At 59.7% G+C, this 13,674-nt stretch carries 11 protein-coding genes and 2 pseudogenes; 6 read left to right on the top strand and 7 right to left on the bottom strand.

From position 1 onward, the window contains the following. Window positions 1-2: 2 nt before the first annotated feature. From ACTEK7_RS22595 to ACTEK7_RS22575, 5 genes are read left to right on the top strand one after another with little or no spacing between them, the layout of a single operon-like run. Window positions 3-1,337, top strand: a complete 1,335-nt coding sequence (locus ACTEK7_RS22595; protein WP_225128648.1) for an NtaA/DmoA family FMN-dependent monooxygenase — start codon at window positions 3-5, stop codon at window positions 1,335-1,337. Between the two features lie 32 nt (window positions 1,338-1,369). Continuing rightward, window positions 1,370-3,058 (top strand): ABC transporter substrate-binding protein, encoded by a 1,689-nt coding sequence (locus ACTEK7_RS22590; RefSeq protein WP_225128647.1) that lies wholly within the window; start codon window positions 1,370-1,372, stop codon window positions 3,056-3,058. Next, a complete protein-coding gene (locus tag ACTEK7_RS22585) occupies window positions 3,055-4,017 on the top strand; it encodes an ABC transporter permease (protein ID WP_225128646.1) in 963 nt (320 codons plus the stop codon). Before ACTEK7_RS22590 ends, ACTEK7_RS22585 begins: the two co-directional genes overlap by 4 nt. Further along, complete coding sequence (locus tag ACTEK7_RS22580; RefSeq protein ID WP_225128645.1) at window positions 4,014-4,895, top strand: ABC transporter permease; 882 nt, start codon at window positions 4,014-4,016, stop codon at window positions 4,893-4,895. Before ACTEK7_RS22585 ends, ACTEK7_RS22580 begins: the two co-directional genes overlap by 4 nt. Further along, window positions 4,892-6,622, top strand: a complete 1,731-nt coding sequence (locus ACTEK7_RS22575) for a dipeptide ABC transporter ATP-binding protein (protein WP_225128644.1) — start codon at window positions 4,892-4,894, stop codon at window positions 6,620-6,622. Before ACTEK7_RS22580 ends, ACTEK7_RS22575 begins: the two co-directional genes overlap by 4 nt. Window positions 6,623-6,884: 262 nt before the next feature. Here ACTEK7_RS22575 and ACTEK7_RS22570 read toward each other — a convergent pair. From ACTEK7_RS22570 to ACTEK7_RS22550, 5 genes and pseudogenes are all read right to left on the bottom strand, one after another. Beyond that, window positions 6,885-7,094 (bottom strand): annotated as a pseudogene (locus ACTEK7_RS22570) (nickel/cobalt efflux protein RcnA); the annotation flags it as partial. Window positions 7,095-7,319: 225 nt separating this feature from the next. Next, entirely contained in the window at window positions 7,320-8,603 is a 1,284-nt protein-coding gene (locus ACTEK7_RS22565) for a cystathionine gamma-synthase family protein (protein ID WP_225128643.1), read from the bottom strand. Between the two features lie 64 nt (window positions 8,604-8,667). Next, window positions 8,668-9,036 carry a hypothetical protein gene (locus ACTEK7_RS22560; protein ID WP_225128641.1) on the bottom strand — a complete coding sequence of 123 codons (369 nt, stop codon included), beginning with the start codon at window positions 9,034-9,036 and terminating at the stop codon, window positions 8,668-8,670. A 471-nt stretch (window positions 9,037-9,507) separates the two neighbouring features. After that, on the bottom strand, window positions 9,508-9,807 hold the full coding sequence (locus ACTEK7_RS22555) for a ParB N-terminal domain-containing protein (RefSeq protein ID WP_225128638.1): 300 nt from the start codon (window positions 9,805-9,807) through the stop codon (window positions 9,508-9,510). A gap of 79 nt (window positions 9,808-9,886) precedes the next feature. Continuing rightward, window positions 9,887-10,325, bottom strand: a pseudogene (locus ACTEK7_RS22550) (Ku protein); the annotation flags it as partial. Between the two features lie 629 nt (window positions 10,326-10,954). Between ACTEK7_RS22550 and ACTEK7_RS22545 the strand changes: the two are divergent. Beyond that, window positions 10,955-11,323: a hypothetical protein gene (locus ACTEK7_RS22545; RefSeq protein WP_225147715.1), complete on the top strand. Its 369-nt coding sequence runs from the start codon at window positions 10,955-10,957 to the stop codon at window positions 11,321-11,323. Window positions 11,324-12,345: 1,022 nt separating this feature from the next. Here the strand turns inward: ACTEK7_RS22545 and ACTEK7_RS22540 are convergent. After that, window positions 12,346-12,687 carry a hypothetical protein gene (locus tag ACTEK7_RS22540; RefSeq protein ID WP_368736795.1) on the bottom strand — a complete coding sequence of 114 codons (342 nt, stop codon included), beginning with the start codon at window positions 12,685-12,687 and terminating at the stop codon, window positions 12,346-12,348. A 108-nt stretch (window positions 12,688-12,795) separates the two neighbouring features. Further along, window positions 12,796-13,596 (bottom strand): GH12 family glycosyl hydrolase domain-containing protein, encoded by an 801-nt coding sequence (locus ACTEK7_RS22535; RefSeq protein WP_225128634.1) that lies wholly within the window; start codon window positions 13,594-13,596, stop codon window positions 12,796-12,798. Between the last annotated feature and the right edge of the window lie 78 nt (window positions 13,597-13,674).

Raw genomic sequence — 13,674 nt, 5'->3', positions numbered from 1 at the left:
TGATGACGTCGCCGCTTGGACGTGAGCTTCACCTTGGCCTGAACCTGCATGGCGCTGGGGGACATGCAGCAGCGTGGCGGTGGCCCGGAAATCCTCCTGGGGCATTCTACGATATTGAGCATTACGTGCGAGCCGCAAAGCTCGCCGAGCGTGGAAAGGTCGACGCGGTCTTCCTCGCCGACACGCCAGCGCTCAATCCGGCAATCGACAAAAGCCCACCCCTCAATGGCATCGAGCCGACGATTACGCTTGCCAGCATCGCACGAGAAACAAGATTTGTCGGTCTGATCGGCTCGGCATCCACCACGTACAACGAGCCTTATAACCTCGCGCGCCGATTCCAGTCGCTTGACGTTGTCAGTGGCGGCCGCGCGGCCTGGAACGCAGTTACGACATCCAATGTCTATACGACGAGGAGCTTCGGCGGCCACGAGCAATCCCGTGATGACCGTTATCGCCGCGCTGAAGAATTCGTGGAGGCCGTGCGAACCCTTTGGCATAGCTGGGGAGAAGGCGCCCTTATTCTGGACCAAGCGTCCGGGCGGTTTGGTGATCCGAGCAGGCTGCGGACGACGAGGCATGCCGGCGAGTTCTTCGACATCAGCGGGCCCCTGACACATCCGGGCTCAAGGCAGGGGCAGCCGGTTATTTTCCAGGCCGGCGGATCGGATCAAGGGCTTCAGTTCGCGGCCCGAAGCGCCGATGCCGTGTTCTCATCGACAGGCAATTTGGAAATCGCCTTGCGGGAGGCCGATCGCCTCAGGTCGTTTGCTTCTCAACATGGACGAAGGGCGCCCCTCGTCCTGCCGGGCGTCGTCACGTTCGTCGGCGGAACGGAAAAGGAAGCGATCACGCGCAAGGCGGAACTTGATGACCTTCTCAACTTCGACGTTGCCGTTGATGGGCTGGCCAGTCGTTTCGGTATTCCTGCCGAAAGGCTGAAGATCGACGAACCAATCGACCTCAATTGGCTGCCGCGACATGCGGACGCGGCTTTTTCCATCGGCCAGTATCGCACTGTGGAAGCGCTCGTGCGCTCCGGCAAAACAGTCCGCCAGATCATCGTCGAGGCGCCTGCTTACGGTCACCGGGTGCTGGTTGGATCGCCGGAGCAGATTGCCGCTTCCTTCGAAGAGTGGTTCCGGGCTGGCGCAGTGGACGGGTTCAACGTCATACCGGATGTTCTATCCGACGGCACTGCTGCGTTCGTCGATCATGTCGTGCCCGTTCTCCGGCGGCGCGGCTTGTTCCGCTCGGATTATCGAGGCGAAACGCTGCGCGAGCACCTCGGCATTCCACTGCAGGGCGAGCCCACCGACCAGGTCTCCGCCGCCTGAGTGCTTCTCCTTTATCGCAATCGGAGCTTATCATGTCTAAGCCGGCTGCCGTTCGTTCGGCGTTTCTTCTCAAAAATCTGAACCGTCGTTTGACGTCTCACGCCGCAATCATCGCCGTCGCGATGTCTGGCCTTACCATAGCGGATGCCGTGAAGGCGGAAGATGCTTCTGCTGGCAAGCCACAATCGGGCGGGATCATCCGGTACGGTCACTTCCAGGAACCGCCGTGCCTCTATGGTGGCTGGGTGCAGCAATGGTACCTGCAGCGTCAATTCAGCGACAATCTGGTCGCCAGGGCTGAAGACGGAAGGATCCTGCCTTGGCTTGCGACCGCCTGGAGCGTTTCGGATGACCGAAAAACCTACACCTTCCAGATCAAGCCCGACATCAAATTCACGGACGGGACGCCTCTGGACGCCCAGGCGGTCGTCGATAACATTAATGGATGGCTGAGCGACAATCCGGAGCTGGAGAACCCCACAGCCAGCCCTTATCTCAAGGGCGTCTTCGAATCCGCGGTGGTGACCGGGCCGCTGACGCTCAAGATCACCTTGAAGACGCCATTCGAGCCGCTGCTGAATGTCTTTACGCAGTCCTCGCAAGGTATCCTGTCGCCGACGGCGCTGAAGCGCGGCAAGGCCGTGAACTGCGAAAGCCCGGTGGGTTCAGGTCCGTTCATCGTGGAGAAATGGAATCGCGGCAAGAACGTCATATTCCGTCGAAATCCCAACTATAATTCGGCGCCGGCGACGGCCAGGCATCAAGGCCCAGCCTATGTGGAAGGCATCGAGTGGCGTTTTCTTGCTGACCCCACGATACGCTACGGCTCACTTCTGACCGGCGAATCCGACGTTGTCTATCATATCCCGGCCGTCAATTGGCAGGAGGCCAATTCGCGGTTCAAGATCGTGCGTCACCTCACGGGCGGAACGCCGCTTCGGCTTGCATTGTACTCGGAGAGACCGCCGTTCGACGACCTGCGTGTCAGGCAGGCTTTTGCTTACGCCTCCGACCGGCGTGCTGCCGTGCAAGCGGCGTTTCTCGGCTCGCTGCCCTATGAGGGCAATTTCGCTTTGAGCCAAAGTTCCCCGGAATATGTCAGCGACCTCTCAAAATCCTATTCCTATGACATCGAGAAGGCGAACAAGCTGCTCGATGAGGCCGGCTGGACGGAGCGCGATGCAAACGGCATCCGAGCTAAGAACGGCAAAGCGCTGATCATACGCATCACCTACACCAACGCCTTTTCGCCTCCGGATGGCGATCAGGTCCTGCAGATCATCCAGCAGCAAGCGAAGGCTGCAGGGTTCGACGTGCGCCTCCAGCCCACCAACCAAGCTGATTTCTGGGCCGGAAAGAATTTTGGTCCAAATGACTATGAGATCGTTCCCCTGTATTGGGTTGCGCCCGGCGCCGAGATCTATCGGATTTCGTACAAGCCGGACCTGAATGGTGTGCGCAATCCCTTCAATCCATCCCGCTATCAGGATCTGCCGCTGTGGGACATCATCCAGAAGGCCGAACAGGCCGCTGACAAGGAGCAGCGCATCGCGCTTTATCAGCAGGCCGAACGGCGGATCGTCGAGAACGCGCCGTCCCTGAGTTACACGGTTTTGGATGTCACCCTCGCTTTGGCCAATAATGTGAAGGACATCTGGCTCGACAGCGGGTCGGTGGGCGAGCCCGTTTTCTCGGACGCATATTTCACCGGCAAGAAATGAATGCGGTGAAGACGATAGGCAATCGAAGCTTTTGGCTGGTGCGGCGGCTCTTGTCCGGCCTGATTGTGGTCTGGGCCGCGGCAACGTTCACCTTCTTTGTGCAGTTTCTGATGCCCGGCGAACGCGCCCAGATCATCTTCAATGCAAATACCGGAAACGTGGGAGAGATTCCTCGGGACCAGCTGCTTGCCATCAACGCCAGATATGGCTTCGATCAACCCGTCATCGCGCAATACGGAAAGTATATAAGGGACGTGATGCACGGAGATCTTGGGCAGTCTTACGTTCAATATCAACCTGTCACGGACCTGATTGCGCGCCAGATCGGACCGACGATTGCACTCGCCTTTGCCGCGATGTTGACGGCCTGGATCATCACGATCACGACAACGGTTCTTTTCGCCGGGCGTGACAACATATGGTCCAAGGCGCTAGGCGGCTTTCAGGTCTTCCTCGCAACACTGCCGCCCTATTGGCTGGGGACAATCCTGCTGGTCGTTTTCGCGATCCAGCTTCGCTTGTTCCCTGTCGTCGGCGGCAACACGCTCATGGGCCTCGTTCTGCCGACGATGGCCCTGGCCCTGGAAATCTACGGTTTCCTTGGTCAAGCGGTCCTGAGTGAATTCACACGGGTTCTTGATCAGCCTTTCATCACATCATCGAGAATGCGCGGCACGGGAGATTTCAGTGTCCGTTTGCGTCACGCTCTGCGCCATGCTGCCTTGCCGGGGATCACGCTTTCCGGCTGGATCATAGGGAAGCTGCTCTCCGGCGCGGTATTGATCGAAGCGGTCTTCGGCCGCCAGGGGCTGGGCGGCGTCCTTGTTGCAGCAACCTCGACACGGGATGTCCCGGTCGTCTCGGGGGTGGTTCTGGTTTCAGCAGCGCTGTTTGTCGCTACCAGCTTGATCGTGGATTTCACGGTGCAGCTCGTCGATCCCAGGATGAAAGAGGCATGAGTTTCGCCACTAGCTCCGCCGGACATGCAAAGGCGTTCATAACTGCAAGAGTGCTGACGGGCGCCCGTAGGTTTCCGGTTCGGGTCTATGTCGCGGCTTTGTTTATGGCGTTCTTCCTCATCGCGGCGATTGCGCCGAAACTGCTTCAGACGCATGATCCTTTAGTGCTGAGCCTGACGTCACCTCTCAAGGCCCCTTCCTTGACGCATTGGCTGGGGACGGACCAGTCCGGACGGGATCTCTATTCCCGCATCGTGGCGGGGACACGTCAGTCTCTCTCGATTGGGCTAGGTGCGACTGCGCTCAGCCTTGCCCTCGCGCTTGCACTCGGCGTGACGGCGGGCCTGTCTGGCGGCTGGATCGACAATGTGCTCAGCCGGCTGTTCGACGCCTTGTTCGCTCTCCCCACTCTGTTTCTTGCGCTTCTCTTCGTTTCGTTGTTGGGCACCTCGGTCCCGACGCTGGTCATCGCAGTCGGCCTTGGAACATCGCCCGGATATGCGCGGATGGTGAGGGTGCAGGTTCTGAGCGTTAAAGCGACCGGTTATGTTGAGGCGGCAAAGGCGCTAGGCCACTCGCCGAGACGCATCCTGTTCAAGCATATTCTCCCCAACGCAATCAGCCCGCTTGCGACAATGTTCACGCTCGGTGTCGGGCAAGCGATCATTTGGGCATCCGGTCTTTCCTTTCTAGGCTTGGGAGTTGCGCCCCCCTCATCGGAATGGGGCGCGCTGCTCAATGCCGGGCGTAACTACGTGATCTATGCCTGGTGGCTCGAGGTCATGCCCGGTATCGCCATCGCTGCCTTTGCGCTCTCCGTGACTGTCATCGGCCAGTACGTTCAGCAACGCTTGGAAGGAAGGATCGAGCTTTCATGAATGTGACCTATCCCGCAGCCTCCTTCCGGCAAGACGCCACACTGCCGCCCGCTAGCGACCCGTTGCTCACGATACAAAATCTCAACGTTTCCTTCGGGCCGGCCCATTCGCGGCGAGCTGTGGTAAAGGGGGTCTCTTTTACGGTTGAGGAAGGCCGGTGCGTTGCGATCGTCGGTGAATCTGGTTCAGGCAAGAGCGTTACGGCCCGGACGCTGGTTGGTCTTACGGGGGCGTGTTCTCATGTCCAAGCTGACCGCCTGACTTTTCAAGGGAAGAGTATCGGTCACCTGGGTGACACGGAATGGAGAGCCCTGCGCGGCAAGCGTATCGGCTTCGTGTTACAGGACGCACTGGTGTCGCTCGATCCGCTAAGACCGGTTGGCAAGGAGATCGGTGAAGCCCTGACTGTTCACCGCGCAATCAGGACAGGCGCAGAGTTGACAGAACGGGTGCTTGAGCTTCTGAAGCTCGTCGGCGTGCCCGAGCCGGCGGTGAAGGCGCGGCAGCTTCCACATGAGCTGTCAGGCGGACAACGACAACGAGCCTTGATTGCGACGGCGATCGCTCTCGATCCAGCTCTCTTGATCGCAGATGAGCCCACGACGGCGCTGGACGTTACGATCCAGGCGCAAATCCTGGATCTGCTCAGCGAGACCCGCGAACGCGGGAAGGCCATGATCCTCATCAGCCACAATCTTGCCGTGGTATCGCAGATGGCCGACGAAGTCATCGTAATGCGACACGGTGAAATCGTCGAGCATGGTTCATCAGAACAGATTTTTGGCAATCCAAGACACGATTATACCAGAAGCCTTCTTAAGGCGATCCCATCCGTCCGGTCACGCGGCAGCCGTCTTTCGTCCTCTAAGGCGCCGCGCTTCATCTCGGCTGAACGCGACGTGACCAAAGCGCTGGCCCAATCGGATATCGCACAGCGTAGTAGACCGCTGCTTGAAGCGGAAGGGCTCGTCAAGCGCTTTCGTGGACCGGACGGCAAGCTGCGTACCGTTGTCAATGATGTCTCGTTTCGCCTCGGCGCTGGAGAGACGCTTGGTATCGTCGGCGAGTCAGGGTCTGGGAAGACGACCGTGGCACGCATGGCGCTCGCGCTCGAAAGGCCAGACCTGGGAGAGGTGACGCTCGAAGGTGCGCCGTGGACTGCAGCGACTGAGAAAGAGCGCCGCCAGCGGCGATCGGATATCTCGGTCATCTACCAGGACCCACTAAGTTCATTCGATCCGCGCTGGAGCATCGAGCGCGTCATTGATGATGCCTTGGCGAGGCGCCGCGGAGATCCCCTCGACAGAGCCAGTCGACGATCCGAGGTCAGCGAGTTGCTCGATCTTGTGGGGCTGTCACCAAGCTTCAGAACCAGGCGGCTACTCGAACTGTCGGGCGGTCAACGCCAGCGGGTTGCGATCGCCCGCGCGATTGCTCCGCGCCCCAAGATCATCGTATGTGACGAGCCGGTCGCGGCACTTGATGTATCCATCCAGGCGCAAATTCTCGATCTGCTTGGCGATCTCAAGTCTCACTTGCGCGTCAGCTATCTATTCATCTCACATGATCTCGGCGTCGTGCACCACCTGAGCGACCGTGTTCTTGTCATGAATCACGGCGTGACCGTCGAAGCCGGCGGAGCCGACGACGTATTTTTACGGCCTCGGCAAGCCTATACGAGGAAGCTGGTTGCAGCCGTTCCACAATTGCACTTCCAGGCGGCTTAAAGTCTCAAGGCCAGCCACTCCGCGGCGGCTCAGCGCACGGAGCAGGCGCTGTGCAAGGCAGTGAGATCGGGCCGTGGCTCTCCCATGCATGCATCCGCGCCAGCGGAAGCCCGTCTGCCTATTCGGACGATGCAAATGCCCGTCCTTAAAGGGGGTTCACTGCCAGAGGGAAGTCCACAAGATGCGATGGGCGATCACCACACCGGCGCAGGTGGGTCTAGTGCCAACCCGACCAAGCCCTGTAGAGGCCGACAAGCACGATCTAGCGGCGGAGAACGTCTGGCGCACGGTGCGCGAAGCGGCTAAAGACGCTCCAATCGCGCTCGAGCCGGCGAAGGCTGAGGGGGGGCGGCAACGCCGGCCGAAACCATCGTGATTGCAAGGAAGCGGAGGACCATAACTGAGTCGAGGTCAACTGCTCCAACCAGATGCAAAGCAGGAGCACGGTGATCGCGGTCGGGCACGGGATCAGGCGACAATTGGGAGTCGGTTTCGTTCGTTGGCCCACGGGTCGCGCCGTCTCCAAATGGCTCTAAGCCGAGTGAGATGACGGGCCTGCCGGCGATTCCCTGCTGAACGCATCCAGCAAGGGCTATTACATCTGCGTCGTGCGGCAGCTCTCGGGCGCGCAGAGCAGCGAGGCTGCCGCGGCGATCATGTCGGCATGCCGCGCGTCCAATCCGCTTTGATCCCCCGCTCAAGCCGCATTCAGGGCCTGGGCGAGGTCGGCGATCAGATCCGACGGGTTCTCGATCCCGATCGACAGCCGGATGGTGGAATCGAGCACGCCGATCTTTTGGCGGATGTCGGCGGGAACGCCGGAATGGGTCATGGTCGCGGGCAGGCTCGCGAGCGACTCGGTGCCGCCGAGGCTCACCGCCAGCTTGAGGATCTGCAGCGCATTGAGGAATTTCACGGCCGCCTCCTTGCCGCCGACGATGTCGAACGAGAAGGTCGATCCCGCGCCCAGGCATTGTCTCGCGAACACCCGCCCCGAGGGCGAGGCCTGCTCGTGATGACCGAGATAATGAACCCTGGCGACCTTGGGGTGGTCGCGCAGATAGCTCGCGACCAGGCGCGCATTCGCATCGGCCTTTTCCATGCGCAGGCTCAGCGTCTCCAATGAGCGGTTGATCATCCAGCAGGAATGCGGATCGAGCTGGGTGCCGATGGCGCCGCGCAGCGCCTTGATGCCCTTCATGATCGCCTTCGATCCGAGTGCGGCGCCCGCGATCAGGTCGGAGTGGCCGCCGACATACTTCGTCAGCGAATACAGCGACAGGTCCGCGCCGTGCTCGATCGGCCGCTGAAACACCGGGCCGAGCAGCGTGTTGTCGCAGGCGATGATCGGCGTGTGTCCCTGGGCCTTGCCGACGGAATCGGCGATGCGGCGGATCATCGCGATGTCGACGAGGCCGTTGGTCGGATTGGCCGGGGTCTCGATCAGGATCATCGAAACCCGCCCCCTCCCCGTCGCCTCCTCCGCGGCCTGCCTGACGGAGGCCTCATCGATGCCGTCGGCAACGCCGACCGCGCCGATCGACAGGCGCGCCAGCGTGTTCGTCAGCAGCGTTTCCGTGCCGCCATAGAGCGGCTGGGAGTGCAGGATGACGTCGCCGGGCCGGACGAAGGCGAGGATCGTGGTCGCGATCGCCGCCATGCCCGAGGAGAACAGCGCACAGCTCTCGGTGCGCTCGTAGACCGCGAGCCTGTCCTCGACGATCTCGCTGTTGGGGTGGTTGAAGCGCGAATAGACCAGGCCCGCGCCCATGCCTTCTGGCGGCTCACGCCGGCCGGCGACGTAATCGAAGAAGTCCTGGCCGTCTTCGGCGGTCTTGAACACGAAGGTCGAGGTCAGGAACACCGGCGGCTTGATGGCGCCTTCCGACAATTGCGGATCATAGCCATAGGTCAGCATCAGGGTTTCCGGATGCAGCATATGGTTGCCGATATGGGTCTTCGACGGGAACGGTTTTGCCATGGCTGCCTCGCTGTTCTGATGCTCGCCGCGCGTGGCGGGCCGAATCGGTGGTACACCGCGGTGGTCACGAAATCGAGCCTGTATGCAGGTTCGTCAGCACCTGCTCCGGCAGCGGATCTCCAGACACATCTAACTCGGCACCAGTGCTCAAATGCGTCAGTAGGTTCTCGGGTAGGCTGGTTAGCTGGCTATGGTTAGCGAGGAGGAGCACGAGCCCGGGCGGAAGCGCCTCAGGTAAGCTGGTTAGCTGGTTGCCCCTAACGGCGAAAGTATGGAGCATAGCGGGGAAGCCCTCCGGCAGACTCGTCAATTGATTGTCGCTGAGCTCGAGATACTGGAGCGAATCAGGGAGGATCTCCGCTCCTGCCCCCTTTTGTTCGTTCGAAGAGATCCCATCGGCGCGCAGAATCTGTCCTGCCTCAAAAGGATCCATTCCATACTCCCTTGCCAGGACTGAGTAGACTTAGTCCATACGATACGTTGTAACCTCTGAAGCACTTACCTGTCGGTAAGCTGACGAAGAAGCTATCGCCAGGTGGCGACCATAGGAGTTGGAAACGCGGTGATCGTTGCGCCTGCCCGAAGCTGCTCGACCATTTCAGCACTACCATCATATGACAGGGACGTATCCGCGTGGAGGCGTCTGATTTCCACCTCGCCGTCCCACCGTGCCACCGCCGCCTTGCTCTGCGCGGCCGTCCCCTGTCGCTGCCTGAACTGTTCGGCTGCCCGCGCCGCACACATCGCGCGCTGGCTCTCGGCGGGCGCAGTGGGACGGAGTGCTCACAGTCTATGACGTGGCAGATTCAGCTCATGCGGAGGATGACGTAGACCAGAGGGTTGAAAATTGGGCTGCCGAACGGGACGTGGGCCCGCTCGAATTCGAGAAGAAGCCCTAACGCGATTAAATCTCTCCGAGAGAGAGCAACATCTCGATCTCGGATCGTTGTCGGTGTCGACGCTTCAAATTCAGGCTGATGACGTATCCCAGCGGATCGTCACCGTAATAGTTGCGCGTCGGGCAATCGGCGCCGGTCTCGACGGCGGCGCGACAGCGATTGCGGCCGTCGAGGATATTTCTCTTGAACACGCCGACCGCTTCGCGCACGCCGTTTTCGCTGACGTCGGACAAGAACTCGGCATAGGCGTCGCCCTCGATCCGCGCGAAAATGGCAGCGATGGGATCCGGCTCAAGCTGGGTCATGCCGCAAACCCAATGAGCGGTTATGCTAGCGCTCAGCCGCCGGAATTCGTGGCCGCCGCCCTGGAGGGGCAAGTCCTCGACGGATCTCGTCGAAGCATTCCAGCTCGCTGCGCACGCCATAGGGTAGCGCAGCAGAGTGCCGACAAGGCCTTTGTCCATCGGCTCGAGCGCAATGATATGCTCGCGGTTGGTCAGCACCACCCGACCGATGGCGACCTTGTCCATCTCTCGAATGTTCTCACGGATCACGGCCAAGGCGTCGTGGCCGACCTAGCCGTCCGGGCGCTGGCAGTAGGGGCGGATCAGGTAGCGGGGATCGATGTCGGGCCGGTCGACGAACTCGTCGATCTCGATGGTACGTGTCGATTCGAGCGCGATCTCCTCGAGCTCCTCTTTCGAGACCTAGATGTACTGACCCTTCTCGAGCGCGTAACCCCGGCGATGTCTTCGTTCGGCACCTCGTCGCCGGTGTCGGCATCGACCTTCACGTACTTGATGCGGTGTCCCGTCTGGCGGTTGAAGGCGATACTGTGTTTCCCAAAAAGGCCAGGCCTTCTTCCTCAGCTCGCGAGGCTGCCGTCTGTCGGCGATCGGCCTGCAGAGCGCCAGCAAAGATTGCGTGAGCCAGCCACCACGATTCCACGGCGTGGCCAAAATGACTGCGAGCGACGATAGCCGACCCATACGCTACTCAGAAGGAGGCAATCCGCGCCGCGGTCGATGCCGTCCACGCGAGCGGAAAGGCAGGGCACGACGCTTAGGTTCTCGTTCAAAGGGAGAACCACCAATTTGGAATCGAGTGGACACACGGCCACGACCCATACCCCCACCAGCTGCCTAATCGCGGACCACATGAGATCGGCGCCAACCAATCCTGGTAGGTACCTTGCAGTCCTTCTCCGCGATAATTAGCAGCACCCTTTGGGAGTTCAGCCTCTGGGGGGCCGAGGTGGCCAGCCTTGCTAACTCCGAGGGCGACGGCTGGTGGTAGAGACAGTGCTTTCGGGGGCGTGAGCGCCGAATCACCCCTGCGCTGGCCGTTTTTCGGAGCGGTAAGCCGCTTGAAGTCCCCGCCTTTCCGCTGAATCTTCACCAACGGTGCGAGCTGGAATCACTGCTTCCAACCACAGTCCAAAGGAGACGTGATATGATCCCCATTGAGGAGTCCTTTATTCGAGCGATAACGTTGCTTGACGGACCAAAACCGACCGAGCAACGGGCTGAAATCGTCGCCCACCTGGATACTATTGTAGACTATGCACGTGACGATGCCGAGGAGCGCCTAGCCCATAGCTTCAAAACGATGGCCCTGAACCACCTCGACAGTATCGGTCGAGATACGTCGACCATTGTTAAGGAAAAAATGGAGCTGGCTCTGATCGCCACTGAAAAATTGATTATAGCTATCGTCGAGCGCAACTGGCGGGGAATAAGATCCGAGCGATGTCCATACAGGAACGTTGCAACTAGCCAATACGCCGGCCGCTGGTCGCGATCAGATAAGCATGACCGATGACGACCTCCACCAAAGACATGCACGCAGCGCAGCCCGACGGGAATATAGTGCACTGCGTAAGGCTGCGCTGGTGAGGAGGCGGCTAAGCAGCGAGCGCAGCAATTAGCCGAGACCAACACGGTCGAACTTGGCAGCTCACTCGCAAGATTGCGAGCTATCCGTCGCGCGCGAACTGAGGCGCTTAGTTTGTGCAATTCTCGCCCTTACCCCTTTGCCATCGCGTTTGTCCCACAGATACGATCCCGGTCGCCCGGCGCCGGCGCTTCAGGTCTTCCTGGTAAAACTTCACCGCAGTTTAGCAATGCTCCAAGCCTCATACTCGGATCGGCGGCTCTGACGCGTTCGTCTCAAATGTAATCGAGTCGGCCCCGGTTTCTGCGAAACGATAATAGGCCAAGTCATCGCCTCCGACATTGCGCAATGGGAGCCGGAGGCCGAAGCCTCAGGCGTCGGATTGATCGCATGGCGTCACCTGCTGCAAAGGCGACCGTCGGCGACACGCTGAAGGGAGGACGGATCCTCTCGTTCTATGCGATGAGGGGAACGCCGGCCTCCCACGGGCGGCGCGCGCCGAAGGCGGAACGGGGCAGTGATGGCGATCGCCGAGAGGCGAGCCCCTTTCCCTTAGTGCCGCTACCGGGCGCCCCGATTTACGGGCTTCGATGTTCGACGAAGAAGTCTTTTAACGCGGCAGTTAGGAGCTGGGGCAGCTTGTCAAGCGCATTGCTAGGCATTGCTTCAGTCTCCGCAGCCCATGCGCATGGAATTTAAATCCCGATCGTCGGCCCGGCGGCGTCGGGACTGCAACTAGCCTCAGCGGCGCTCATGCAAGTCATTGTGATTACAAGCGGTGCCAGCAGTTGGATGATCCACCGTCTGCTCAGTTTTGATATTCTCATCTGGAGATCCCGTTGTCGTTGTTCACAAACCATGAACAAGGCTGCAATGTCAGCGATGCTCCCCGACGATGATGGTTATCGGGACGCGACCCGACGATCTTGTCTATATGAATACCAAGCCCGTCAGCAATGATCTAGCAACGCAGTATCAGAGATTCTTGTAGAAGAAGGTCGTCGAGCGATAGGTTCCGTCAGAGGCGAGCACACAACCCGGTATGATACCCCACCCGCTGCCATCCTTCGCTGGCGTAAAGACGCTCGGCAGCAGAACTTGTGGTCGTGCTGAGCGTCAACAATATCTTTCCCAGCCGACAGCAGCCAGCGCCCGATACCGCGACGGCGTGCACTTCTTCCAACCAGCAGTTTGACGACTTGAGCGCTATGCATCTGGCTCTCAGAGCCGGCAGGTACCATCTGGACTGTGCCAAAAATCTGACCTGTGCTATCTTCCGCAGCTAGCAACACACGCGTTCATTGCAAATGAACGCGTCCGCAAGGCTACGCCAGTACACCAGCGCCCGTCGTCGAGATAACGGTGACAGAAAGCTGACTGAGGCGAACAGAACTGGATCTTCACTTTGAGGTCACAGTCCAGTTATTGAACTTGAAGTCCATTCCGCCTGGGGACGAGGTGATCTCGACGCCGTATTGGACGCTACCGACGTTTATGTCGCCGAAGTAGCCTTTCGACTTGATCCACTCTAGGATGCCCTTGATGTCCACTGTCCCGCTATTGCTCTTCGAAGTGGGCACGAGCGAGATGACGTTGTGACCATTGTTCCCTTGAAACACGTTCCAGGTCGTCCCTCCCACCTCGACGTTAGTGTAGACGGGGATCGCCGCCCCGGAGGGATCCTGCCGATAATGATAAGAAATCGGCTTAACGTTGCCGCTACCGTCCGAGTTTCCGGTGTAGTTTGTCCAGATCATGATCTCATGCTGGTTTGAGCTGTCCCAAATATCATAGGCGGTGTCCCAAGCGCCGCTGTTAGGAACGTCCTGATTGAAGGTCGAGCTCAAGGTGTTGATTGCACTGAGCGGCTTCCCGATATGGACGGCCTCATGCGGATAGCTCTTGATGCCACCAGTTCGAGGCTGGTTCGACCACACGCTCCACCGGTTCGGTCCATACACTGAAATGGTCTGAGGCCCGGCACCACTGCCCCACACATCGTTGTTCCAGGAGTAGCCATCGCGTGCAAAGTTCCCGTATGGAGCGCTCGAACTCCAAATCGGGGGCTTTGCCGGTACAGCGGCGAGCGGCCGCCCGACGTCGTTTACAGCTTGTCTGAAAAGCTCATGATCCTCCTGTGAGCGGGCGTACCCCGTTGGGAACTCTGGCAAGCCGGCACCGTTTATCCGATTGGAATCCATTATGCTCTCCCTTGCTCCTATGAGAACAAAGCCTCTTCGGTTGGCCCTTAAAGATCGGCTTCGAATTTTAGGACGGTT

Source organism: Bradyrhizobium sp. JHI2711, assembly GCF_056156565.1.
This window is presented reverse-complemented; position numbering and strand designations above follow the sequence as displayed.